We start from the raw sequence: 24,074 nt of genomic DNA on the forward strand, positions 1-24,074 counted from the left end.
GATTCCCACTTACCTTCACGTTCTGGGGCTCTCTGTACCACCCGTTCGGGCTTTCGATACCGCCCGCACTGCCGATGTTTTTTCTCTCTTTCCTCTCCCCTGTAGTCCCCTTTCCTTTCCTCTCGTCTCAAAGACACGCGCTGTCAAACTCTACTCTCCTATCCTATCCCCTATAGTCCCCTTTCCTTTCCCTCTCTCTTTTCGCAGGGTTATCGTTCCCTCACTACGTTCGGTCACAAGGATAACACAGTATAAACAGTAAACGGGTGAGTCGGCGTTTCAGAGCATAGAGTCGGCGGTTGCTTCTCTCTCTCTCTCTCTCTCTCGATGGTTCTAAACTGATTAGGAGTGTTTTTAACACTTCTAAGAATGTTCCATACTCCCCGTTTTACTATTCCTCAGCAATCTGAAAATCAGAGGTTAAGCAACAATCCCGTTTACTCTCAGAGGTCTGTGAGTCATCTTAGAATTGATTCAAGCAACAAGATGATACTCACCCCTCGGAAAGAAAATAAACAGCACACAGATGGCACATACGCCACTCATTGCAAGATGTGGGTAAATCTAAGCTCCACACTGATTATTTCACGCACCGACTTACGTAAATATGCGTATGTGGATGTGAATTAATGTTCCAACCGGCCCTTCGCATTCCTATGTTTGCATTGTTAATACCTATTTGATGTGTTTCTCGAAAACCACCACGTTGCCGTCTCCGCAACTGCCGGCGACCTGTTCGGCAGTGGGGTGGCAAGCGAGTACGCCGACACGCTGCTTCCGGCGGCCTCAGGGTTGCAGATCCTTCCGCCGTTGTTGCTCGCGGGTGCAGGGCTATTCGTGACATCCCGTGGCGTGTACAGCAGCTGGTTCGACGCGCTGCTCGCTGGGACGACAGTCACACTCGGCTATCTGCCGTGTATCGTAACTATCACCGTCGTCTCCTCGTTCGAGGTGACTGTCTTCGGAACGACGCTCGTCGAAATCGCCCCCGATTTTGCCCGCACGGTTCTGGTCGCCGGTGTTGCCTACCCGCTCGTGTTTGGTGGAATTGGTGGGCTGTGTGCGTTCGGGCTCGCGCGCTGGCGTGCTGACTAAAATAGGACGTGCAGCATGAGCCAGATACAGATGCCGAGCGCAAAGGAGGTGAGCCAGAGCGTCGCAGCCACGCGTCCAACACGGGCGTGTGGCGTCTCTGGGAGCGCAGAGATCGGCCGTGTCGTGGCGAGCAAGAGGACGTAGTAGACGACCGGGACTGCGATGATAGCAAAGAGGATATGAATCGCCAGCATCGGGAGGTAGAGGTACTGGTACACCGCGTCTGGCCCACCGAACTCGCTTGGCCCTTCGAGCGAGATACGGTAGAGGTACAGGACGAGAAAGAGCGCGAACAGGCCGGCACTGGCGAGCATCGACGCCCGGTGTGTCTCGATATCACGGCGGCGAATCGCTCGGACACCACGGAGAATCGTCCCGATAGCGAGTACACTGATGACGACGTTGAGGTGTGGGATAACCTCAACGAGCGGGTCGACTCGCACCAGCACTGATTCAGGAATGTAACCCAGGACAGCCCCGAAGACGAGCGCCAACGAGACTGCCGATAACACCGCAGTCAGTCCGCCGACGTGCTCACGAGCGTACGCTTGCATACCTGGTGCTTGGCCTCTACTCTTCTATCAGTTGCGCATCGGCGGCCAGCTCGCTGGCACGTGGACTCTCACCACCGTGCGGTGTTGCCCTGGACCGGATGCGAGCCGCGTGGACCGTCTCGGTAGCGTCGTCGACGACGAGGACCGCGCCTGGCTCCGTCGGGAGTTTGTCTGTGAACTCGCCGTCGAGATAGGTTGGCTGTACGGTTTCGAGTGCGGCAAGATCGTCGGCCGCTGTGAGCCGATGTGAAACGAGGATATCAGACTGGGAGATACCGACTGCTGGAATCGCACTCGGACGCTGTGTCGCCGTCACCAGGCTGACACCGGGTGCACGGCCCCGCGTGAGCAACAGCTCCAGTGCGCTCTCGGCCCCTCCATCGAAGAAGGCGTGTGCTTCGTCGACGAGCAACCATGGGAGACGGTCGGTCGCGTCAGCGACGCGGGCACGATAGAGCAACTGTGCGACGCCCCGACAGACGGCGTTCATCGGCGCAGTATCGAGTCCCGAAACGTCGAGGACGGTGACGCCACCACTGGTGAGTGTGGCTACGTCCAGTCCGTTGGCATCGAAGATGCCCCAGGAATCGGCGAGGTCGAGGTGGTTTCGTGCGCTGCGAATAGCTCTCTCTGGAGCGTTCGTCTCGGCGATTTCCGCCTGCATCGCCGCTATCGTCTCCCGCTTCTGTGTGGCCTGCCAGAGGAGACTGCCCGGACCGCTCTCTGGTGTGAGGTCGAGCAGCGAACACCACGATTTCGGGTCGAGCGCGTTCGGTGGAACAGTCGGTCTTCTCACGACATCCGCCGGGACTGGCTCCTCAGCGGCAGTGTCAGCGAGCGTCTCGAAGACGCCCATCGGGTCGATGACGACTGGCGCGACACCTGTCGCACGGGCGAGTTCCTCAGCGATGACGCCGAGTGTGTAGGATTTGCCGTAGCCGCGTTTTCCAACGACGAGCATCGCGTGGGGTGTATCGAGGTCGAGCGACAGCGTCGCCCCCGCGCTCCCATCGAGCGCTCTGTACTCCCCTAGATGCCCTGTCGGTCGCTGCGTTCCGTTGTCTGTTCTGCCGATGACAAAGCCCATGACGGCGCTGGCCACCCGCTGGTATATGAATCCCCGGCCGCGGATTTAGGGGCGATAACCGGGCACTCTCTCGTATGATTCGGTACGTGGTCGCGGTACTGTTGGCGACAGCACTGCTCGGCGTCGGCTTTGTCGCAGTCGAGAGGGTGTCGGCGGTCCGTGCCGAGACACAACTCAATGGGGAGCTGTCGGCTATCGAGCGTGCGGCGGCCTCACTGCTGGAACACGACGACCCCACACCGGCCGGCCCGCCGCCACGGCGCGTGCTTGACGTTCGCCTGCCGACGGCAGGATTCGCCACTGTTGGCGTCGAGACGCTTGTCTTCGAGCCTGTCGGCAACCGGACCGTCGTGCGGTATCAACTCGGCGGTCGGCCGGCGACGACGCGGATTCTGGACGTGGCGCTCGTAAACGCCGTCGATGGAGCGAGAACGCTCGACGTGAGCGGACGAACCGGCTCACAAACCGTCGTACTCGAACTAGTCACCGATCCCGGCAACCCCACGGTGCAGATGCGGTTCGGAAACAGTCACGAGGTGTCGGCGGCGACGGGACAGAACCGTCCCGGTACGTCGTAGAGCAACTGGACTGTCACAGAAGGGAGTGAACCAGACCCGTCGACGTCACTCAACTAAACGGAGAGCCCCGTCGCGAAACGTCAGCGGCCAGAGGCCGGGAGGCTCCGTCTCTGGCGGGTTGACGACATTACATCTAAGTTCATCGCTGGGTGCAACGACCCTATTGTCCAGCATATAATGGAAATAAAAGCAGTGCGCAAACCGCATTTCGTAGTCCGTGGCAAGAACCTCTGTATCGCCCACAATATCATCAGGGTGGGTCAGTTTACGGTCGCCTGTCCCGGTTAGCTTCTCGAAAGTGAGGTTGCTGTTGTGCTGTGCTCGTGCTTTCTCGACAACGGTGTCTATGTCGGTGTCATCGGAATCGTAGTCCAGAAACCGCCCGGCATCTCGATACTGCTTGAAGTCAAGCATGCCACGTACCTCGACACTATCTGTCGCGATCCACGTGTCCACATCAGGAGTTTCGCCGGCGGGAGAGTGCGTATCATCGTACACTACTTCTTCGTACTTTTCCACGGTGACATCGAGTTCGAGTCTCTCTCCGTGGCCGTCACATGTATCACACTCTGGTGCAGCGCCTCTATTGCCCCCGCCGCGACAGATCTCACACGTACGGTAGCCATCGCGAGCGCTGGCATCCTCAGTACAGTTTGGACAGGGCCCAATCGTCTTTTCTCCAGTCCCACCACACGCCTGACACGATACTTTCACCTCTCCTGTGCCGCCACATGCATCACACACCTCTCCGACTCCGTGTCCACCCCTCTGACAGGGCTTGCGTACTGTTCCGTTTTTACACCCACAGCGTTCCCTCAGTACCCCGCTGTCACAGCGATTCGAACATCTATGACGACCCTCACCGTCACACGATCTACAGTACTTTCCTGTACCAGAACACTGCCTACACTCGATTATACCGGTATTATTGACGAATAGCAGCTTGCGCGAGTCGTACTTTGAGAGTGCCTCGGCCCGGTCAAACTCTTCAGGCTGGAGGATGTACCCGTCCTCTTTGAGGTCGGCTTCAGTCATGGTTACTGACTTCTCTGAGGACGCGTCCCAGGTGTCGCGTGTCCAGAACCTCACGTTCTCGTCGACAATCGGTCGGTAATTACACGTAATGCGCTTCGCATGTGAAGAGAGAAACGAGTCCGGCAGGTCGCCCTTCACCCGCTTTGCGAAAACCTCGTGAGGGTCTGGTTTCATATCTTGGAGAAACTCCGGGACGTCCTCATGATAAATCTCTTCACGGGTTCTGGACTGGCCTTCCGTTGATGTTGCGGCCGATGACCCCGACACACTCGCAGACGAAGACTCGAGGAAATTACGAGGACCCACTGATGGAACAGCCCACGGGAGCGTCGACGGGATTACTGGTCGAATCACCGCTCCGGAAACGAGACTACCTAACCCACCAGTGACACCCAAGATGACAAACACAACCAGGATATCGAGCCCAAACTCGTCGCTTGCCGCCCCTGTCGGGTAGGCAACTGCCGCGTACACGACGAACGTCCCGATTATCCCGGCAAACGTGGACAAGGCTAAGTTCAGCGACTGCCTGGTATCGTTAGGCCCTTGTCCGGCCGCCAGTGCCACGACCCCTGCGACAATGCCGGAAGCGAACGCACCGGCAAAAAATAGTCCTGAGTTGTCACCGACAGTAAACATGACGGCAACGATACAGACCGCACTGACAATTGTCCCCATGTACCGAACGTGCATGTATACTATTAGGTTAATCAACACTTATCTATTTCGCGGGGAGGGTGGCTGAGAGCGAGGGCCATTCCTGTTCAGTCGAAGTATTATAGAATTGATGTTCTTCACCGGATTCGATGCGCTTGGCCCCCTCGGCCTGTAGAGTAGGTCGAGCACGCCACATCGAGGAACGAGAACAACACCTGTCGACACGCACGTCACACGGACCCAGCGAAGAACGGTGAAAAGGTACGTTGGTGTGCGTTCGCTTGCTCAAGACGGTTGTTGTGGGTGTCACTGTCGGTTGGGTACTGTTCAGATAAGAGGCTGCAGAAAGTCGGAAGACAAGAAAGCCCTCGGGGCTCTCAACTCCCGCGGCTCGCTGCGCGTGGTTCGAAAGAGCGGAGCTCTTTCGTCATCACGAAAATCTTTGATTTTCGAACGACTTCGGCCGCAAGCGGCCTGCAGTGTCTCCTCACGGCGCAACGCGCCGTTCGGACGGGCCGAGGCGGCAGTGCCGCCTCGCGGCTTACGTCGTCGGGGTTCGTCGAGAGCGCTTCGCCCTTTCAGTCCACCAGGATTCACTAAATTGGCCGGCAGAAACTGGCTCGCCGATTGGCGCTTATCTGAACACCGCCGTCGGTTGGTAGCGTAGATTTATATACAATAGGGCGGCCAGCACCGGCCACCAAGTGCGATGAGTCACGAAGAAGCACCGATTCAGTGTCCGGTCGGCCGCGGTCAAACGGAGCCACTTGCGGCGCTTGTCGCGGTCGCGCTGTTCTGTGTCGCGCTGTCAGTGTATGCCGGTTTCCTCACGGGACTTGTCCCGGAGTTCAGTACCGACAGAGAGCTCGCCGAGGTGACTGGTGAACGAGTCTGGGAGACCGTCAACGAGAACGGGATATTTCGAGAAGAGACAGCGCTTCGGTCGGCCCTCGACGCTGACACACTCCCTGACGGACACCGCGTCGCAGTCACCGTCACCTACGCTCATGAGGGCACTGTCACGGCGAGTCAGGCCTCGTTCGACGGGGCTGGAAGGCCCGTCGAGACAACCGAACTCAACGGCGAGACGTTCCGTCGCCCGGTCCCGGTCCAGCGCCGAAAGGGAGACGTTCGTCCGGGGATGCTTACGGTGGTGGTGAGCGATGACGGGTAACCGGCGTGCCATCAGCACGGTTGTCGATGTGACTCTCGGTCTTCTCGTGATTGTCGCGGCCATGGGGCTGTTGGTCACCCTCACGGAGACAAAGAGTGCCGACCACAACCCGACAGACGCTGCCTACGCGGCACAGACGGTCACTGGGTCGACAGTGAACACGACGTACTCGCTTGCCCCTGCTATCGAGCACTACTTCAGCGAGTACCGCAAGGGCAAGAACCCCTATGAGGGCGAGGAGTTAGACCGTGTCTCACAGGGACCTGTCGCCACGCAGGTGGCCGACCTCGCTGTCGCGACGGCCGCTGTCGACGGCAAGCAGTTCTCGGCCGCGACGACCGCCTACAAGAAGGCACTTGAGGAGACACTCTGGACGCGGCTCCGTGGTTCGCGGTTCGACCTCTCGGTGACAGCACACTGGCAGCCAGTAAAGGGAGTCCCCCTCCAAGGGACGGTGACTCTCGGTGAGAGGCCACCCTCCGACGCCGACGTGAGTGCGACGACGTTCACAGTTCCGAGTGGGGTGCCGGATGCCCGCCAGAACGCGCTCGACGCAGTCGACGGCCCGGACGACTACAGGGCCGTCGCGCGTGTGGTCGCCAACGCGACGGTCGAAGGCTTGTTCTCGCCACTGGAGACACAGCGAGCGTTGGAGCGGACCGGTGTCAACTCACATCTCACGCGGTATCGCTACGAGCGACTGACGAGCGCACTCGACGGTGACCCAGAGCGTTTCGAGCGACGCGGCTGGCTATCGCCGTCGAGTGCGAACGCGACGGCCGCGAACGCGTATCTGAGCCGACGGCTCACAGCGGTGCTCGAAACACAACTCGAAGAGACTCACGCGAGCGCGGTTGACGCAGCGCGGACAGTCTCGACAGGGACGGTCACAATCACAGTCAGAACGTGGACACATGAGTGAGCAACAATCACCAGACGAGCGTCCAATCCGACGGTTGGTTCGGAGTGAGCGTGCACGGGTTCCGCTGGCAGTGCTCGGCGTGTTGGTACTTCTTTCGGCTGTGATGTTCGTCGGACAGATAGGGACCACAGAGGAGCCACAGCCGAACGTGGACGCAACTCTCGCGCTCGACCAGACCGAGACAAACCTACAGGCTGTGGCCAGAGACAGTATCCAGCGGGCCGCCGAACTGGCAACAACGGAGCCGGTGACCGCTCCGGCCAACAACCGGTGGGGGGCAGTCCTTGGTCGGTCGGACGGCGACTTTGCAGACGACCCCTTCGAGAACTATCTCCGGGCACTCATCTACCTGGAACTCCGGGAGCATCTCGACCACACGAGTCAGACTGAGGGTGACATCGAGACTGCCGTAAGAATGCCGGCGGTCACCACGCCGGCGGCGCTCGCAGACGCCATCGAGCGGGTGGGTCTTGAACGAGACGGCACAGAGGTGACCGTCAGAGTGTCGAATCTCTCCGTCACTGCGACGCGGGCGGGCGAGCGAGTCGAACACAGGGAGACAGCAGTGACCGTGACAACCGTCACGCCGGTCCTGGAGATGCACGACAGGGTAACAGCCTACCAGCACGCAGTCGACGAGGCCGACGTCACCGAGCCAGGGTTCAAACAGCGGTTCAACGCCCGGACCTACGCAATCGGATGGGCGCGGGGCTGGGCACAGAACTACCAGGCCCCTGTCGGCGAGGTGCTGGCAAACAGACACATCGAGCCGTCGGCGAACGCCGCCCTGTATCGGACACAACAGGACATCTTCGGGGCCGCCGACCCGAACCTGAAAAACGCCGTCCGACTCGGCTGGGCCTGCATGGCGCTCAAAGATGGACAAGCCATGTTCGAGGAGTATACGGCGACAGACGGTGAGAGAGGAAACAGCTCGCTGAGTGGCATGCCCGACGCTGCAGGCCGCCTCTGTAACAGCGCACACGCGTTCTACGACCGCGTTACCCAGCGAGAGCCTGACCTTCCAGAGATGGTGAACGTTCTTGACGGCCAATCTCCGCTCCAGCAGACCGAGACGGTCGCAGTCGACGAGCTTGCTGCCCTCCCGCTGGCAGAGCTGGCAGATGGGAGTTCAGGTGACTCCTTCGAGCAGATTGTACAGCGGATGTTCACCATCGAGGGACAGACAGCGACAGAGACCGACGTACGCGGCGAACTGCAACTGGACGTAGACTGTCGGCCCGGGTACAGCGGTAGCCCCATCTCCCGAGACGGGAGCTACACGATACGAGAGGGAAATCGTACCGAGAGTGACCGCGAAGAGCAGTACTACCGGTACACTGCAGAGATAGGCGTCAGGGTGTCCGCCGAGCGCGTCTGTGCGAAGCGAGACGGGAATGCGACGGTTCGGCGCCATGACACCGACAGCTACACCCTCGAAGTGGCCACGACAATCGGCGAAAGCGAGGCAAACCCGGCTGCAACCGTCGACGACGTGAACCCACGCGTCGAGATATCCCAAGCACACAAATACACGCCTGGCCCTGAAAGCCGACGAGAAGCGGCGTTCAACAACTACGACGGAACCAGCGAGACTGTCACCGAGGCACTTCTGGACGGGACTGACACCGAGAGTTACAGGGCCTGGCTCGAAGAGCGGATGGCCACGGCCAGTTACGAGCGCGGGCCGCCCCGTGACAGTCTGTTCGAGACGACTGAGACCGTCGAGCTGGATTACCAGGCGTTGCTTGGTGACACGACACTGTTTGCCGAGTTGGTCGCAGATGTCGAGATGCTACAGGAGAAAGCCGCAAACGTGTCCGTCGAAGTCGCGAGACGGGAGCTGGTCACCGGCAACCCGATGGGCCAACTGCTCGACCGAATTCAAACCGATTTCAAGGCCACGTACATCGAGAAGCCCAGCGACACAGAGTACGAGAACGTCCGCGAGAAAGTGATTTACGAGGCGCGGTACGCGTACTATCAGGCACTCCTCGAACAGCTGAATGAGGTGGCAAGCGCCCACGAGACGGCAACCGGAGAACTCGACGACAGACTCACCGATATCGACGGCGCCTTCGCCAACACGACGCGGTTTCTCTCACAGGGCCTCCGCGAGAGCGACGCCACGCCGGACGCATTCCCCACATCGAAGTTGACCGGCGACATCAGTTACGAGATCTCGGGCTCGCCGACGTATCTACATTCCACGCAGACCGTCGACACGGACCAGGTCCCCGCAGTCGACCAGACGTTCGCTCCACTTAGGACGAGAAACGTAAACGCAGTCGATTTACCATACGAAACCGTCGTAAACGAGGTCATCGCCGCCGTGCTGAAGGCGCTGCCTGGGATGGGAGCAGAGCCGGACGCAAAGCTCTCCTTCCGGATGGCTGGCGACGTTTTGAGCGCCGGAGAGCTGGCACTGGAAGCACACCAGCACGGACAGGAGGCCGGCCGTCAACACACATACCTGGATGAGCCGGAACGCTTCGAGCGCGATATCACAGAGTTTGCTGAAACCCTCAATGGAGCACTCGATACGTTCAGAGAGCAGGTGGCAAAGCGAACGGTAACCGCACTGTATCCGAGCCCCGCCACAGACTGCACCGTGTACGCACCGCATCAGGACGGCTATCCTGGTCCGAAGGAGTGTGCATCGGCGCACGGTTCCGATATCGAACAGACACTCGCCACCGCACTGTCAGCGGCTGAGGACGGTGTCGAGCGCGCACTCAAGCCCTACAATACTGCCAAGACAGCACGGTTAATCGGCGATGGCAATGCGACCCAGTACATCGTCGACAACATCACAAACGAGCTGGCTGCTGACGATTACCGGGATATCGAACAGTTCGAGGGACGCTACGAGGCAGACCAGTGGGACAGCCTCGTCGCGGCTGCAGTCAAGCCAGCAGTGATGACAGCGAGCAAAACGTCTGTCGAGATTGGGAGCGTCGAACAGGTCGAATCACTCGACAGGCGCATACAAGAAGCGCTCGGCCAGGCAACAACGGCAGTCGTCGACAGCCGAGTCACAGCTGCCGAGAAGGCCCTTGGCCAGACCGTCAGCGAACGCTGGCTGGGAAACACAGACGGGACAGTGGCACGAGCGGCACGTGTGCCTGCCGGACTGCCGCTGTTACCGGTTCCCGGGCAGTGGGTCGCAACTGCAAACGCCTGGACTATCGAGGTTGCCGGCGAATACGCCCGGTTCGAGGTGTCGGCACGCCTCGGAACACCCACGGACGGCTCGCTGACCTACGTCCGCGAGAACCGCACTGTCCGTCGCGAAATCGGTGGCCAACGGCGGCGTCTCGGCTCGGTCGAACCGATTGCGTTCGACACTCAGACAGTCCTCGTGGTCGTCACGCCACCAGGCGTCGGCGTCGGTGACCGGAGCAGCGAGAATCCCGAGTGCTCGCCGACCTATCCCCACATCGGCGAGGTCGACCCGGACCAGACAACGACGTGTGCGGCGGGAAACGACTAGCTGTCGCCAGCTCACAGTTTATATGCGAAGACGAGGGAACCAGTGGCGATGGACTGGGAGACACCGGTCGACGCCTGGTACGTCTGGGTTGGCGTCACCATCGCAAGCCTCGCCATCGCGGGAGTAGTCCTCTCTCTACCCACACAGCCGCCGCCAGACGCGGCACGCGCGGCCAACACAGTCGACAGGGTCGCCGGGAGCACACAGGTCGCCGCGGCGACAGCCGACCATCGAGCCGAGGAAATCCGACTCGGTACCAGCCGGCTCTCGATGCGAAACAACGGTGGGACAGCCCACGCCACGATTGCTTTCGGTCCAGTGACGCCCGTTGTGGCCGTCGACGACGCGGTAGCTCGGGAGGCACTGCGCCTGCTGTTAGACGGAACCCCGCGGTCGGCGGTGCTCGACCGTGCGGCGTTTGAAACACTGACCGAGTCCGACCTCCGGAAGGCGGCCGACAGCGCCCGGGCGAGTCGGCGTGACGACAGTCCGGCCTGGCATCAGGCAGGCGACCGGCTCCGGGTCCGTAGCGTCTCGCTCGCAGGAGAGGTGGTCGTGCTGGTCGGGGCATGAGGGTGGTGTTCAGATAAGCACCAATCGACGAGCCGATTTCTGCCGGCTAATCACCCAAATCCTGGCGGACTGATAATGATTGTTGCGAGTCGTTACCGCCGTCGGGAAACGAGACGTGGGTCTCACGCCGTGAAACACTGATATTCGTGACGTGGTCACGAAAATAACCGCAACAATCACTATGAAAGGGCGAGGCAATCTCGACGAACCCGGACGACGTAAGCCGCGAGGCGGCACTGCCGCCTCGGCCCATCCGAACGGCGCGTTGCGCCGTGAGGAGACACTGCAGGCCGGTTACGGCCGAAGTCGTTCGAAAATCAAAGATTTTCGTGATGACGAAAGAGCTCCGCTCTTTCGAACCACGCACAGCGAGTCCCTGGAGTCGAGAGTGCCGAGGGCTTTCTCCCTCTCAATCCTTACTGTGAATCCTTATCTGAACACTACCGGCATGAGGGCGTCTGGATTTAACTGCGAGCGGGCCGTGACTCGATTACGATGTACGAGAGCCTCGCCGACCTAGACCTGCGTGTCGACTCCTGGGACCTCGAAACCCTGGAACGAGACACGTCGAGTGGCTTCACCCGGACGACAACGGTAGTATCACTGCACGGCGACGGGTACACCGGACGCGGAGAGGATGTTACCTACGACAGCGACCCACACTACAGACTGGTCGAGCGCGCCGACGAACTGCCACTCGGAGGATCGTACACGTTCGACGCGTTCGCCGAGCACATCGGGACAACCGACCTCTTTCTCGGCGACGACCCCGAGAGCGCGATCTTCCGAAGCTACCGACACTGGGCAGTCGAGAGCGCGGCACTTGACCTCGCGCTCAAGCAGGCCGAGACCTCGCTCGGCGCGCGTCTCGGGCGAGAGTACGACCCTGTCAGATTCGTTGTGAGCACGCGCCTGGCCGACCCCCCGACAGGCGAGCGGGTCACCCGATGGCTCGACCGAGACCAGTCCCTGGAGTTCAAACTCGACCCGACCGACGACTGGAGTGCCGACGTAATCGAGCGCCTGGCAGCGACCGACGCGGTTCGAATTCTCGACCTCAAAGGCCAGTACGAAGGGACGGATGTCGACCAGGCGGCCGACCCAGCGCTGTACGAGCTGATACTCGACGGATTTGCGGACGCCGTCATCGAGGACCCAGCCCTCACAGACGAGACGCGGCCGCTGTTCGCAGACGAGAGAGGGCGTGTCTCCTGGGACTACCCGATTCGGGGCGTCGAGACCGTGGAGAGTCTCCCCTGGGAGCCCGACTGGCTCAACATCAAACCCTCGCGGTTTGGCTCAGTCGAGTCGCTGCTGGCGACAATCGAGTACTGCAACGAGCGTGACATCACGATGTACGGCGGCGGCCAGTTCGAACTCGGCGCTGGTCGCCAGCATCTCCACGCGCTGGCGTCGCTGTTTTATCCCGACAGCCCGAACGATGTCGCTCCTCGGGGGTACAACGTTCCAGAGCCAGGTCCCGAACTGTCCGGAAGCCCGCTCTCACCACCTGCCACGCCGCGTGGTCTGGAGTGGTGACTTACCAGGAATATCGCGCCCTGACGGCGGCAACGGTCCAGGGACAGCGAGTACGGGATGCTGGCCGTCCTGTAGAAAGAGACGAACTGACAGGCCAGAGCTACCCCGTCCTGCTGAGGGACAATCGTATTACAGGAGCCCCGTCTTCTGGAGTTTCATCAGGTCCTCGGTGTCCAGCGTCTCGCCTTCCTTGAACTTCTGGTAGATCTCTTCGGCCTCCTCGCGGGCGGCCTCTTCTTTCTCCTCGCGCTGTGCGCGCTCTTCTTCTTCTTCCTGCTTGTCGAGCTCGCGCAGGCGCTTCTGGACGCGGACGAAGTCCTCGTGGTGCTGGTCGGCGGCTTCCTGGACTTCGACGAACTCCTCGTGTTTCTCGTCTGCCTCGTCGCGGATGTCGTCGGCCTCGCGGTAGGCCTCGATCATCTGGTTGTGGTGTTCCTGGGCCTCGTCAGCCAGTTCAGTCACCTTCTGGTGGTGCTCGGAAGCCTCTGCGCGGACCTCTTCGGCTTCGTCTTCGAGCCCTTCGAGGTCGTCGCTCTGGTCGAGCTTCTCGCGTTTCTCCTGGAGTTCCTCGCGCTTTTGCTCGATCTTCTCGATGAGTTCGCGCTCGTCTTCGGCGTCGAGAACCTCCGTCTGCTGTTTGAACTCCAGATCCTCGATCTCCGATTCGAGCTCTTCGATCTCCTTGCCCTCGTCGATTTTGAGGTCGTCTTTCTGCTGTTCGACCTCCTCGAACAGCTCGTTTGCCTTGGCGTTGAGCTCGTTGCGTTGCTCTTTGTGCTCCTGGACTTGCTCGTTGAGCTCGTCGCGTTGCTCGCGGTGTTCCTGTGCCTCGTCGACTTTCTCACGCGTCTTCGCGTTGAGGTCGTCGCGGGCCGAAGCCTTCTCGGAGGCCAGCTGGTTCAGCTCGTTGCGTCGGTCTCGGAGCTTGCCTGCGAGCTTGATAAGCTCGCCTTTGGAGTTGTTTTCGAGTTGCTCTTCTGTGATTTCGATGTTGTTTGAGTCGTCGAGTACCTTTGACATGATTGTCCCTCTAAGTATAGGTCGATGCCATCTCCGTCCCCGCGGACGGCAATACAGCTACGGAGTAGCTGACGCCGATAACAAGTGTTGCCTGTCATGTCGGTCGTCGGGCTGTACTGCCGGAACGCTGGAACGTTCTGGTATCTATCTTTTCTGTGGGATAGCGTTTAAATATTCCGGTCGATACCATGTGTGACGACAGTTCTCATATACCGGACAACCGCGCGCTCAGACCCTGTAAACTGTTCACAGGGCAGACAACACGTCGGTGTGACAGGACGCCACGTACTTAAACGCGAGACGGCTGCCGAGGTGTCCGTCGGCCGGCAGCGCTCACAGGTCGTACTCGTTCTCGATTCGGTGGTCGCCGACCTGCAAGACGAGAGTGACGGTGTTCCCCTCGGAAAGAGAAATTGGGCCACCACGCCAGTGACCTCCGCCGTCGACGGTCCCCTCGAACTCGCCGCTCTCGTCGCCGGCCGTCCACGAGAGTGTGAGGTCAAACGACTTCGGTAGGTCGTTGACGACGACGACCTCGCTCTCGCCGGAGGCCGGGTCGGCGAGAAACGCCTGCATCGGGCGGAGCGCGTTCGTGACCACGTCGACCGCGGCCTTGGGTGTTCCATCAACCTCGTAGACACCCATCCCGGCCTGGTCTGTATCACGAAGCGAGAACGCGAGTGCGCCGACGCCCGCAACGCGGAGTCGCTCGATGACTGTTCGCAGCAACGACGCCTGGTACGCCTGTGAGTCCTCGACGCTCTCGGCGTGGCGATCGTGTTTCGTGACGTCGAATCCCGCTGCCTCCGCAACGTCGTCGGCCAGCGCGCCGGCCCCGAACTCGGCGACGACATCGACCGGATACCGCTTGAGCAGTGTCTCGATGTCGGCCGCTTGGCCGTGCTCCCATCCCGGGTAGTACGACCCGGCGTCGGCACCGATACCCGGCGCGCCGACGACGGGGACCACTGGACTCCCGTCTGGCAGCGCCTCGGCGACCGTCTCGGCCGACGAGCGGTTGTAGCTACTCCGCCAGGCCCGCCATCGGAGCCGCAGCCTATCGAGTGTCCCCGTTCCGAGTCCGTCACCGAAGGGGTCGACGGGGTCGTCGTGGATGGTGTAGACGGCAACACTGGGGTTCTGGGCCCGACGGCGGGCGAGCGTGCGGGCGAGTGACTGAGCGCGGTCTGTGTCGAACGCCCCGGACCCAGTTAGCGGGAGGTCCTGCCAAACCAGCAGTCCCTCGCGATCACACCGCTCGTAACACGCCGGCGGCAGTACACTCGCGTGTGCTCTGAGGACGGTCGCGTTAAGCTCGCTGGCGCGGTCGATATCCTCCTCGGTCCCGCCAGTGAGGTTGACCCCGCGTATCGCGACCGGTTCGCCGTTGACTCGGAGTTCGCCGCCGTCGCGCGTGATTTCGCGGATGCCGGTGGTGACAGTGCGCTCGGAGTCGCCGAGCTTCGCCCGGAGCGTGTAGCGGTTCTGCTCGCCAAGTTCACGCGGCCACCACCGCGCCGGGTCGCGCACCTCGATTGTGTGATGGACGCGCTCGCGTCCCGGTCCGTCGGTTTCGACACTCGCCCGGTCCATCATTCCGGATTTCCGAGAGTCACCCTCGGGCCTGAGCGAGTAGGTGATTCGCTCGGAGAGAGCCTCGTCTCCGACGACGGTTGCAGTCACGTGGAGCTGTGCGCCGGCGTCGGTGAGCTCCGGCCGGACGCTCAGGTCCTCGATGTAGGGGAGTGGACGGCCGTCCAGCGTCATCCCCCACCAGATACCGGGGACACGCTCGCCCTCGGGGACCTGGTCGGTGTCGTGGATGCCGCCAAACCGGTCCTGGGGTCGGCGGCAGGTCACGACGACCTCGTTGTCCTCGTACGGAACGAAGGCCACCCGGCAGGGGTCGAAGTACGCGTCATGTCTGAGAGCGCCGGTGCCGCCGATGCGGTCGCCAGTCACGTCGATTTCGGCGTGGGCATAGAGTCCGCGTAGTTCGAGTAACGCAACGTCGTCACCGGGGTCACGGGGGTCGGGGAACCGTGTTCTGTATTTTACAGCGTCACTGCCGGCCAGCTGTGCCGGCTTTCCGGGGACCGTCACGGTGTGAGTTTCCGACTTCCCGCCGTCGAGCGCCGATGCCTGCCACTCCTCGGACATATTCCTGTGGGTGTTCGCCGTCGTCATATCAGTTACGGGAGCAGTATTCGTGCTGAACTACATCCACTCCGAAGCTGTCGTTTATATCCCAGAGCACCGTACGACCGCACGTGTCACAGCCGTCGTACCTGCGGTATTTCCCGTACGAAGCCTCCTACGACCACCAGCGCGACGCGATGGCCCGAATCTACGACGCGCTTGGAGAGGGGACCGACATCCTCTTCGAGGGCGCAACGGGGACGGGGAAGACGCTGGCCTCGCTGACGCCAGCACTGGAGTACGCCCGCGAGACGGAGAAGACGGTGGTCATCACCACCAACGTCCACCAGCAGATGCGACAGTTTCGCCGCGAGGCCAGTGCCATCGCCGCCACCGAGGACATTCGGGCAGTCGTCTTCCGGGGCAAGAACTCGATGTGTCACATCGATGTGGGCTACGAGGAGTGTCAGGCCCTCCGGGACACGACCCGGGGCCTCGTCGAGGCCGAACAGGAGCTTGCAGAGCTCGAACGACAACAGCGCGACCTTCTCGACCGGAGCCAGGAAGGCGACAGCGAGGCAACGGAGGCCCGGTCGGCGGTGATGGACGAACTCGACGCCGTCGAAGACGAGCTGTCGGAGTTCGAGGAGCAGGCGACCTGCGACCACTACTACCGGAATCTGACGGCCGATACAACGGAGTTTTTCGCGTGGTTGTACGACGACGTGCGCACGCCCGACGACATCTACGAGTACGCCCACGAGCGCGGGCTCTGTGGGTACGAACTCCTGAAAGAGGGCGTCGATGGGGTCGATCTGGTCGTCTGTAACTACCACCACCTGCTCGACCCGATGATTCGCGAGCAGTTCTTCCGGTGGCTCGGTCGAGACCCAGAGGATGTGATCGCAGTCTTCGACGAGGCCCACAACGTCGAAGACGCCGCCCGCGACCACGCTCGCCAGACCCTCACGGAGACCACAATCGAGAGCGCCCTGGACGAACTCGATGAGACGAACAACCGGCGTGCCGACGGTGCCTACAATCTCATCTCGACGTTCCTTCGGGCGCTGCGAGAGACCTATCAAAAACAGCTCGACGAGGGAGCCTACGACCCCGACGTGCCCGGTCCAGAGCAGATAGACGAACACTGGACGGACCTCGCTATCGCCAACGAGGACCGCCGTGACGACCTGACACTTGCGTTCCTCCAGTCGTACTCAGGCCCCGGCTACGAGCAGGAGCTCGACAAGGCACTCGAACTCGGGCGCGAGCTCGACACCCAGTACGACCGGGCCTACAAGAACGGCGAGACGAGTGTCCGCAAGGAATGCCAGACGCTCCAGACCGCGAGATTTCTCGAATCGTGGCTCGGCGAGAACGAGACGGGGACCTACCCGGTCGTCAGTATCCGCCGCGAGCAACGCGGGGACGATATCGACGAGCAAATCAACGACACCAAAGGCAACATCTACGGGCGTGTCGAGCTGTACACCTGCATCCCCGAGCAGGTGACCCAGTCGCTGTTCGACGACCTCCACGCCGGCGTGTTGATGAGTGCGACCCTCCGTCCGTTCGACGTGACTGAGGACGTACTCGGGCTCGACGACCCCGAGACGATGGCCTACGGCGCGCAGTTTCCCGAGTCCCGGCGACGGACCTACGCCGTCGACGGGCCGGCGATGTTCGCAAGCAACCGCGACAACCGCGATGTCCAGGAGACGGTGACGAACGTCCTCGAAGACACCGCCCGGATGACACCAGGGAACACGCTCGCCTTCTTCCCGAGCTACGGCGAAGCCGCCCGGTATCACGACCGCGTGACCGTCGGCACGTCGTATCTCGACGAACCGGGGACCCCCGCCCAGGAACTCAGAGAGCGGTTCACCGAGGACGACGACGGTATCCTCTTTACCTCACTGTGGGGCACGCTTGGCGAGGGCGTGAGCTACGACGGCGACGACGCCCGGAGTGTCGTCGTCGTCGGCGTCCCATACCCGCATCTCGACGACCGGATGGACGCCGTCCAGCGCGCCTACGAGACCGAGTTCGGCGACACGACCGAGGAGGCCGGTTGGCGCTACGCCGTCGAGATTCCGACGGTCCGCAAGACCAGACAGGCTCTCGGGCGAGTCGTCCGCTCACCCGAGGATTTCGGGGCGCGTGTCTTGGTCGATGCGCGCTACACCGAACGTGCCGAAATCGAGATGCCCGAGTACGCCGTCCGTGGCACCTTTCCGCCCGAGGAGCGAAAGGAGATGATAGACGTCGACCCCGCGAAGCTCAAGTTCGGGCTGTTGAACTTCTACGGCGATATGGACGCTTATGAGGGCGAGCCGCCGAGGCCGTAACCCGGCATCATAACGATTAATGAGCGAGGGGAAATCCGAACGGGCATGGACGAACTCCCCGCCGTCGCCCGCTCGTATTTCGACGACGAGATGAACCCCGCCCACGATTGGCACCACGTCGAGCGCGTCGAAAACCTCGCCGAGACCCTCCTCGACGAGTACGACGTCGACGAGACGGTCGTTCGACACGCCGTCTTGCTCCACGACATTGGACGGGCGCACGAAGACGCAGGCGAGATTGACGACCACGCGGAGTGGGGCGCTCGGGAAGCCGAAACCGTCCTCGCCGACCGGAGCTTCGACGACGACCACATTGAGGCGGTCTGTCACTGTATTCGGGTTCATCGGTACTCGAACGCGCTCGAACCCGAGACGAGAGAGGCAGAGATTCTCTGTGATGCGGACAACCTCGACGCGCTCGGTGCCGTCGGCATCGCGCGCTGTTTCAGCTACGGCGGCGAGCGCGGCGAGACAATATACGACCCCGAGATACCACCCGATACCGACGACACGACGGCCGGCGCACACCAGTACAACCACTTCTATAAGAAGATTCTCGACCTCCCCGAGCGAATGTACACCGACGCCGGCCGGGCGATTGCAGACGACCGCGCCGCGTTCGTCGAGTCGTTTCTCGACCGCTTCGACCGCGAAATCGCCGGTGACGCCTGACCTGTCGTCTCCCCGACCTGACGAGCGTCAGACGCACGTATGACAGATAGATTAAGTATTTAGTGGTGTAGATAGTGGGCTGTACTAACAATGAGTCGGGAGACACTGTTTGCCGCGGGTGGAGTGGGCACCACCATCATCGCGGCGGCGCTGGTCGGGTATCTGCTGGGAGTACAGGGTGGCCTCGCAGTCGGCGCGCTCGGTGTCGTCGCGACAGCCGTCGGCGTCGGGCTCTACCGACACATCAGCCACCTCCACGACCAGCAGGAGGCCCTCGAACAGCAGGTCGAGCAACAACAGGAGAAGACGACAACCTACCGCCGGCAGTTCGAGAAGACACAGAATCAACTGGAGGAGGTCAAAGACGAAATCTCGGCGACGGCACAGTCTGACGGTAGTAGCGCGGATTCGACGGGTCACACTCCCGAGACGGCACAGGCGACAGCCGAAGACGACCCGATGTCTGCGACAGACGTAGCCGAGTCAGCAGCGGCGATGAGCGGCTCCCCGTCGACGGAGACGCAGGACGGTGATTCGGCAGCTGGCGGGACTGCCACAGCAGACGCCTCGCCCGAGCCGGCGACAGAGCCATCGACAGACAATCCACCGGGAGAGACCACGGTGGCTCGAAGCGGGTCTCCGTCGCTGGCGACGGTCGTCGAGCGGTCTTGGCAGACCGTCGAAACCCAGTCGGTCGTACTCGAAATTATCGACTCGACGCAACTCCAATCGGACCCAGAGCAGCTGCAGTCGGCGCTCCAGGACCTGCTTCGAACTGTCGTCTCCGGGGGTAACGGGCAGGTCTTCACCAGCCACGCAGTCAGCGTCCGGGCACAACACCGGAACCCACAGAGCGACGTGACCATCCAGAACGACGGCGGCTACACCCCGGCCCGGAAGGCACCCGACAGGCGGGTCGTCCGGGTCGGAACGACCGAGAACGGTATCTATCTCGACTGTACGACAGAGATTGCCGGCGATAGCCAGCGCCGTCTGGAGACCGTCAAACGGCAACTCCGCAGCCACGGTTGGTCGCTCTCGGTCTCCCGTCGGGGGAACGGCCACCGAATCGAACTCGACCGGGCCGAAACCCCCCAGCGCCGCCCCGCCTGATATATGAAAATACTGACATGGCATCGCCACCGTTTTGACCCAGTGGGGCGACACCTCCGATATGGAAGAGCGTTCGTATAACCGGGATGCGACCATATCGGCCGACGGAATCACGGTCCATCAGCTCTACACCGAAGACGAGTTCGAGGTGCCGGCGGTGGTTCTCAAGCTGGTCTCGGACCGCCCCGAGCGGTGTCGCGTCCGGCTCACGGTGCCGAATCTCGACGCCAGCCGAATCGGTTTCCATCCCGACTTCGACCGCGACGGGTGGACAGTACAGGACGGGAGCCTGGAGTTCGAGACAGAGGTTGCCCCCGATACCGAGGTGACGACGCTCTATCTCATCGAGAACGCAGACGAGACGGTCGCGACCCGAGCACTCGAAGACTGCCGAATCGCCGCGGTGACAGCTGTCGAGACACCCGAACAGACCGCGGGCCGGGGTGCCGAGGACGTCATCGACCAGGCTGACTCGCTCTCCGAGAGTGGGTTCGAGCCCGTCGACGACGAGACCGATCCGATAGACACCGAGACCGCAGAGTTCGGCTCCGACCCGGACGACATTCTGGTCGACCCCGACGAGGGGCCGCTGTCGGCTGAGACTGACAGCGACGAGAATCTGATTGACCAGTCACCGGACAGCAGTGCCGGAGACACGGCTCCAGAGCCATCGACGGCCGTCGACGAGGAGACTGGGACTGACCCGCTCGCGACGAACACCGAAAGTGCCGATACCCCACCGACGCATTCCCCGGAGCCCAATGGGAGCGACAGCGAGCACGACACGGCAACCGACCAGACAGCAGCCAACGAGGAGACAGAGATGGAAGCAAGCGAACAGGAGCAACCCGATGTATCGTCGCTTTCAACGGACGAATTGGTAACAGAGATACAGAACCGTCTCGACGAAGGCGAGGTGACTCCAGAACAGCGCCAACAGCTCGGGACAGAACTCGCCGAGGGAGACGCTGGCGACGCCAGAATCGCACACCTCCAGTCTCGGATGAGCGATATCGAGGCCTTCAGCGCCTCGATGGAGGAGGTACTCGACGAACACGGCCCGCCGGCGGCGGTGTTCGGCGAGTTCGAGGAACGGCTCGAAGCGATGGAGGCCGAAGTCGCAGAGACGAGCAAGCAGGTCGAGACCACCGCGGAGTGGCGCGAGACAGTCGAGCCACGGCTCGACACCGTCGAACAGGAGGTCGACGAGGTTAGCAAGAGCGTGACAGGGATGGAAGACAGCGTCGAAGAGCTTGAGTCCGAGGTCAGCGCCATCCAGAGCTGGCGCGAGAAGGTGACGGGTGCACTGAAGACGTTCATGGATGAGTGACGCCCGAAACACGGGTGCTACAGAGCGATGACAACACGACGCCGCGGTGGGACGAACGCCCTCGCCTGTCAGGTGACCATCTACCGGCGGGAGTCGTACGTGGCGGTCAAGTTCGTCCTCAAGAACGTCCGTGAGGAGCCGGTTTCTATCGCGTACCGTCAGACCGTTCCCGGCGACCTCACGAGAGACCACCTCAGCTTCACGTCTGGGTACATGGGTGACTCCTGGGCGTTCGAGGACGCGACCCTGGAGTTCACGGCGACAGTCGACTCGATGGAGCAAATCGAGACCGTCTACGGAATCAAACGTGTCGAGATTCCGGCCCTCGTCGATTTCATCAACTACGGAACCATCGTCGTCACCCAGGACGGCACGACAATCGAGACGCTAACCGGTATCGACCCGGATATCGAAGGCGAACCCGACGAGACAGACGAGACAGCGGATGCCGAAACACCGTCCTCAGACGAGACGCCCACGGAGTCGTCCGCTGGGACAGCGACCGGCGCTCCGGCTAGCGATGACCCACAGACGAGCGACAAGCAAGAGCCCGGAGCGGCACAACAGCCGTCCCACGAGGAATCACAACAAGAGCCTGAACAAACCGCGGATGCGTCCCGGGTGGCTGCTGATGACGAATCAACGGAAGATAGCGACAACTCGGTCGAGTGGGTGACACCGACACCCGCGGACAGCGCCGAGTCAGACGAGGTCTCGGCCCAAACCGAGGAGTCAGATACCACCGACTCGACTGGGGCGGCCGAGGCACTCGACGAGCCGGACGCCGGGACGAACACGGCCGCTGCCGGCACAGGCTCCCAGAAGACAGGCCGAGATGCGTCCGACTCCGGAGAGACCGGCGACGACCGTCGCCACGTGCCGTTTTCGGCCGAAGAGACGGCCGGAAGCGACGGAAAACGGAGGCCTGCGCTCCCGGCGAATCCGGAGGATTACATTCTCGAAGACGTACGCGGCAAGATAGAGTCGACCGCGGAGTTCGAGTGGGTCGACATTGCTGTCGACGCGACCGAGGAAGAGGATGGTGGCGTCCTCGAGTGGGTCCGCTCGCGACTTCCCTTTTAGTTCTCCATCCAGGTGCTCGCCTGTGGCTCTGTCGGATCGGTGGGGACTTCGAGCAGCGTTGGCGCGTCGGTCGCCAGCGCCTCGGAAAGTGCGGCAGCTATCTCGTCGGGGCGGCTGGCCTGGGCGGTCTCCAGCCCCATCCCATCCGCGATGGTCGCGAAGTCAAGCGGGGCGTCGGCCCAGCTATATGCCTCCTCGGGCAGGTCGAACGACCGACCGGCCTCCTCGCTGATGATGGCGTAGTCGCTGTTGTTGAAGACGACGAGGGTGATTGGAATCTCCTCCGAGACGGCGGTGTGCAGTTCGTGGAGACACATCATCAGCCCGCCGTCACCCGTGAGGACGACGACATCGTCGTCAGGGTTGGCAAGCTGTGCGCCCAGTCCCGACGGGAGACCGGTCCCCATCGTCGCCCAGGAGCCAGGGTTGACGTACGACCGCGGACCGGCCGCTTCGAAGACGTTGAGTCCCCAGACACGGAAGCCGCCGGCGTCGGCCGCGACGACAGCCTCCTCGGGGAGAGTCTCTCGAACGGTTCGAAGCGCCTGAACGGATGTAATCGGTGGTTCGTCGCCCAGCAGCGGCTCGACTCGGTCAGTGGTCCCGGCACGAACTGCAGCCGCCCGCTCGACGCCGTTCCCGTCCGGAGTTGGCCTGTCGTCCAGCTCTGTCGCGAGCGCGTCGAGGGTGGTAGCCGCATCGGCGACGATGCCAACAGTCGGGTCGTACCCCGTCCCGAGGTCGCCGGACGAGAGGGTGACGTGGACGAGAGAGTCCGGCACCTCGACCGACCAGGCCCGTGTCGCGACGGCGTCGAAGTCGGTCCCGACGGCGAGCATGGCGTCGGCCTCTGCGAGACAGTCGAGCAGTTCCGGGCTGGCACTCCCCGAAAGCGTGCCGGCGACGCGGTCGTTGTCGTCCGCAACCGTCCCCTTCCCCTTGTATGTCGTCACAATTGGCGCGTTCAATTGGTCGGCAACGGCGCGGAGATGGTCGCTCGCACCCGATGCCCGGACTCCGCCGCCAGCAAGAATAACCGGTTCGTCGCTTTCCGCCAGTACGTCCGCTCCCTCGATCACGTCGTCGGCGGGCACATCAGTCGTATACTCGCGCGAGTACGTCGCGGGCGTGGCAAGAGAGACATCCTGTTTGAGAAAGTTCTTGGGAATGCCGACCCGGACCGGACCTTTCGGCGGCGTCATGGCCGTATCTATCGCCCGCTGGAGTTCGACGAGCGTGCTCTCGGGACTCTCGACGACGGTGTTCGTCTTGACGACGTTATCGTAGGTGTCCGGCGGCGTCTCGTGGATACCGTCACCGCCCCGGATCTCGGGGCTGGTCTCGACGGCGATGTGGACGAGCGGCGTGCAGTCGTTCAGGGCGTTTTTGAGTCCGTTCATCGCGTTCATATCGCCCGGTCCCGGGATGACGACAGTCGCGGCAGGCCTACCGCTGGTTTCGGCGTACCCCCAGGCGGCGTGTGAAACTGCCGTCTCGTGGCGCGCAACGACAAAATCAATGTCATCGCGGGTTCCGATTGCCTCGTTTAGCGGTAGCGTCTGCTTTCCAGGAATCCCGAAGAGGGTGTCGATGCCGTTCTCGGCAAGTCGTTCGATAACCGCGCGGCCGACCTTCATGTGTAGTTACTCTGGCGAGGTGGAT

At 61.9% G+C, this 24,074-nt stretch carries 18 protein-coding genes; 12 read left to right on the top strand and 6 right to left on the bottom strand.

Annotation, left to right across the window (positions count from 1 at the left end; all coding sequences use genetic code 11):
- Positions 1–684 precede the first annotated feature (684 nt).
- On the top strand, positions 685–1,095 hold the full coding sequence (locus OSC37_RS06935; RefSeq protein WP_267163863.1) for a DUF7978 family protein: 411 nt from the start codon (positions 685–687) through the stop codon (positions 1,093–1,095).
- Here OSC37_RS06935 and OSC37_RS06940 read toward each other — a convergent pair.
- Positions 1,092–1,649 carry a DUF420 domain-containing protein gene (locus OSC37_RS06940; protein ID WP_267163864.1) on the bottom strand — a complete coding sequence of 186 codons (558 nt, stop codon included), beginning with the start codon at positions 1,647–1,649 and terminating at the stop codon, positions 1,092–1,094. The two genes, OSC37_RS06935 and OSC37_RS06940, sit on opposite strands and share 4 nt — an antisense overlap.
- A 16-nt stretch (positions 1,650–1,665) precedes the next feature.
- Positions 1,666–2,736 carry an ATP-binding protein gene (locus OSC37_RS06945; protein ID WP_267163865.1) on the bottom strand — a complete coding sequence of 357 codons (1,071 nt, stop codon included), beginning with the start codon at positions 2,734–2,736 and terminating at the stop codon, positions 1,666–1,668.
- Positions 2,737–2,810: 74 nt separating this feature from the next.
- Between OSC37_RS06945 and OSC37_RS06950 the strand changes: the two genes are divergently transcribed.
- A complete protein-coding gene (locus OSC37_RS06950) occupies positions 2,811–3,314 on the top strand; it encodes a DUF7311 family protein (protein ID WP_267163866.1) in 504 nt (167 codons plus the stop codon).
- A gap of 45 nt (positions 3,315–3,359) precedes the next feature.
- On the opposite strand, the gene OSC37_RS06955 is transcribed toward OSC37_RS06950, so the two are convergent.
- A complete protein-coding gene (locus OSC37_RS06955) occupies positions 3,360–5,042 on the bottom strand; it encodes a hypothetical protein (RefSeq protein WP_267163867.1) in 1,683 nt (560 codons plus the stop codon).
- A gap of 673 nt (positions 5,043–5,715) precedes the next feature.
- Here OSC37_RS06955 and OSC37_RS06960 point away from each other — a divergent pair.
- From OSC37_RS06960 to OSC37_RS06980, 5 genes are all read left to right on the top strand, one after another.
- On the top strand, positions 5,716–6,180 hold the full coding sequence (locus OSC37_RS06960) for a DUF7285 family protein (RefSeq protein WP_267163868.1): 465 nt from the start codon (positions 5,716–5,718) through the stop codon (positions 6,178–6,180).
- Positions 6,170–7,102: a DUF7284 family protein gene (locus OSC37_RS06965; protein ID WP_267163869.1), complete on the top strand. Its 933-nt coding sequence runs from the start codon at positions 6,170–6,172 to the stop codon at positions 7,100–7,102. The genes OSC37_RS06960 and OSC37_RS06965 overlap by 11 nt, the downstream gene beginning before the upstream one ends.
- Complete coding sequence (locus OSC37_RS06970) at positions 7,095–10,595, top strand: DUF7286 family protein (RefSeq protein ID WP_267163870.1); 3,501 nt, start codon at positions 7,095–7,097, stop codon at positions 10,593–10,595. The genes OSC37_RS06965 and OSC37_RS06970 overlap by 8 nt, the downstream gene beginning before the upstream one ends.
- Positions 10,596–10,643: 48 nt before the next feature.
- On the top strand, positions 10,644–11,168 hold the full coding sequence (locus OSC37_RS06975; RefSeq protein ID WP_267163871.1) for a DUF7283 family protein: 525 nt from the start codon (positions 10,644–10,646) through the stop codon (positions 11,166–11,168).
- 495 nt (positions 11,169–11,663) lie between these two features.
- On the top strand, positions 11,664–12,707 hold the full coding sequence (locus OSC37_RS06980) for an enolase-like domain-containing protein (protein WP_267163872.1): 1,044 nt from the start codon (positions 11,664–11,666) through the stop codon (positions 12,705–12,707).
- Positions 12,708–12,836: 129 nt separating this feature from the next.
- Here OSC37_RS06980 and OSC37_RS06985 read toward each other — a convergent pair whose 3' ends face one another.
- Entirely contained in the window at positions 12,837–13,727 is an 891-nt protein-coding gene (locus OSC37_RS06985; RefSeq protein WP_267163873.1) for a coiled-coil protein, read from the bottom strand.
- A 333-nt stretch (positions 13,728–14,060) separates the two neighbouring features.
- Complete coding sequence (locus OSC37_RS06990) at positions 14,061–15,887, bottom strand: glycoside hydrolase family 2 protein (protein WP_267163874.1); 1,827 nt, start codon at positions 15,885–15,887, stop codon at positions 14,061–14,063.
- Positions 15,888–16,063: 176 nt separating this feature from the next.
- On the opposite strand from OSC37_RS06990, the gene OSC37_RS06995 reads away from it, so the two are divergent.
- The 5 genes from OSC37_RS06995 to OSC37_RS07015 all read left to right on the top strand — a co-directional run bounded on the left by OSC37_RS06995 (position 16,064) and on the right by OSC37_RS07015 (position 22,412).
- Positions 16,064–18,214 (top strand): ATP-dependent DNA helicase, encoded by a 2,151-nt coding sequence (locus OSC37_RS06995; protein ID WP_267164158.1) that lies wholly within the window; start codon positions 16,064–16,066, stop codon positions 18,212–18,214.
- 45 nt (positions 18,215–18,259) lie between these two features.
- Complete coding sequence (locus OSC37_RS07000) at positions 18,260–18,886, top strand: HD domain-containing protein (protein ID WP_267163875.1); 627 nt, start codon at positions 18,260–18,262, stop codon at positions 18,884–18,886.
- Positions 18,887–18,976: 90 nt separating this feature from the next.
- Positions 18,977–19,999 carry a hypothetical protein gene (locus OSC37_RS07005; protein ID WP_267163876.1) on the top strand — a complete coding sequence of 341 codons (1,023 nt, stop codon included), beginning with the start codon at positions 18,977–18,979 and terminating at the stop codon, positions 19,997–19,999.
- Between the two features lie 61 nt (positions 20,000–20,060).
- On the top strand, positions 20,061–21,329 hold the full coding sequence (locus OSC37_RS07010; protein ID WP_267163877.1) for a hypothetical protein: 1,269 nt from the start codon (positions 20,061–20,063) through the stop codon (positions 21,327–21,329).
- A gap of 27 nt (positions 21,330–21,356) precedes the next feature.
- Complete coding sequence (locus OSC37_RS07015) at positions 21,357–22,412, top strand: prolipoprotein diacylglyceryl transferase (protein ID WP_267163878.1); 1,056 nt, start codon at positions 21,357–21,359, stop codon at positions 22,410–22,412.
- Here OSC37_RS07015 and OSC37_RS07020 read toward each other — a convergent pair.
- Positions 22,409–24,049 carry a thiamine pyrophosphate-binding protein gene (locus tag OSC37_RS07020; protein ID WP_267163879.1) on the bottom strand — a complete coding sequence of 547 codons (1,641 nt, stop codon included), beginning with the start codon at positions 24,047–24,049 and terminating at the stop codon, positions 22,409–22,411. The two genes, OSC37_RS07015 and OSC37_RS07020, sit on opposite strands and share 4 nt — an antisense overlap.
- Positions 24,050–24,074: the final 25 nt, after the last annotated feature.

The sequence above is a fragment of the Halovenus salina genome, assembly GCF_026410925.1.
Taxonomy (GTDB): Archaea; Halobacteriota; Halobacteria; order Halobacteriales; family Haloarculaceae; genus Halovenus; species Halovenus salina.

Excerpts from the sequence above, each read along its gene's own strand:
- OSC37_RS07000 (WP_267163875.1), top strand. The coding sequence starts at position 18,260 with ATGGACGAACTCCCCGCCGTCGCCCGCTCGTATTTCGACGACGAGATG.
- OSC37_RS06995 (WP_267164158.1), top strand. The coding sequence starts at position 16,064 with ATGGCCCGAATCTACGACGCGCTTGGAGAGGGGACCGACATCCTCTTC.
- OSC37_RS06950 (WP_267163866.1), top strand. The coding sequence starts at position 2,811 with ATGATTCGGTACGTGGTCGCGGTACTGTTGGCGACAGCACTGCTCGGC.
- OSC37_RS06985 (WP_267163873.1), bottom strand. The coding sequence starts at position 13,727 with ATGTCAAAGGTACTCGACGACTCAAACAACATCGAAATCACAGAAGAG.
- OSC37_RS06970 (WP_267163870.1), top strand. The coding sequence starts at position 7,095 with ATGAGTGAGCAACAATCACCAGACGAGCGTCCAATCCGACGGTTGGTT.
- OSC37_RS06975 (WP_267163871.1), top strand. The coding sequence starts at position 10,644 with ATGGACTGGGAGACACCGGTCGACGCCTGGTACGTCTGGGTTGGCGTC.
- OSC37_RS06980 (WP_267163872.1), top strand. The coding sequence starts at position 11,664 with ATGTACGAGAGCCTCGCCGACCTAGACCTGCGTGTCGACTCCTGGGAC.
- OSC37_RS07010 (WP_267163877.1), top strand. The coding sequence starts at position 20,061 with ATGGAAGAGCGTTCGTATAACCGGGATGCGACCATATCGGCCGACGGA.
- OSC37_RS06965 (WP_267163869.1), top strand. The coding sequence starts at position 6,170 with ATGACGGGTAACCGGCGTGCCATCAGCACGGTTGTCGATGTGACTCTC.
- OSC37_RS06990 (WP_267163874.1), bottom strand. The coding sequence starts at position 15,887 with ATGTCCGAGGAGTGGCAGGCATCGGCGCTCGACGGCGGGAAGTCGGAA.
- OSC37_RS06945 (WP_267163865.1), bottom strand. The coding sequence starts at position 2,736 with ATGGGCTTTGTCATCGGCAGAACAGACAACGGAACGCAGCGACCGACA.
- OSC37_RS06940 (WP_267163864.1), bottom strand. The coding sequence starts at position 1,649 with ATGCAAGCGTACGCTCGTGAGCACGTCGGCGGACTGACTGCGGTGTTA.
- OSC37_RS07005 (WP_267163876.1), top strand. The coding sequence starts at position 18,977 with ATGAGTCGGGAGACACTGTTTGCCGCGGGTGGAGTGGGCACCACCATC.
- OSC37_RS06960 (WP_267163868.1), top strand. The coding sequence starts at position 5,716 with ATGAGTCACGAAGAAGCACCGATTCAGTGTCCGGTCGGCCGCGGTCAA.
- OSC37_RS07015 (WP_267163878.1), top strand. The coding sequence starts at position 21,357 with ATGACAACACGACGCCGCGGTGGGACGAACGCCCTCGCCTGTCAGGTG.
- OSC37_RS07020 (WP_267163879.1), bottom strand. The coding sequence starts at position 24,049 with ATGAAGGTCGGCCGCGCGGTTATCGAACGACTTGCCGAGAACGGCATC.
- OSC37_RS06955 (WP_267163867.1), bottom strand. The coding sequence starts at position 5,042 with ATGCACGTTCGGTACATGGGGACAATTGTCAGTGCGGTCTGTATCGTT.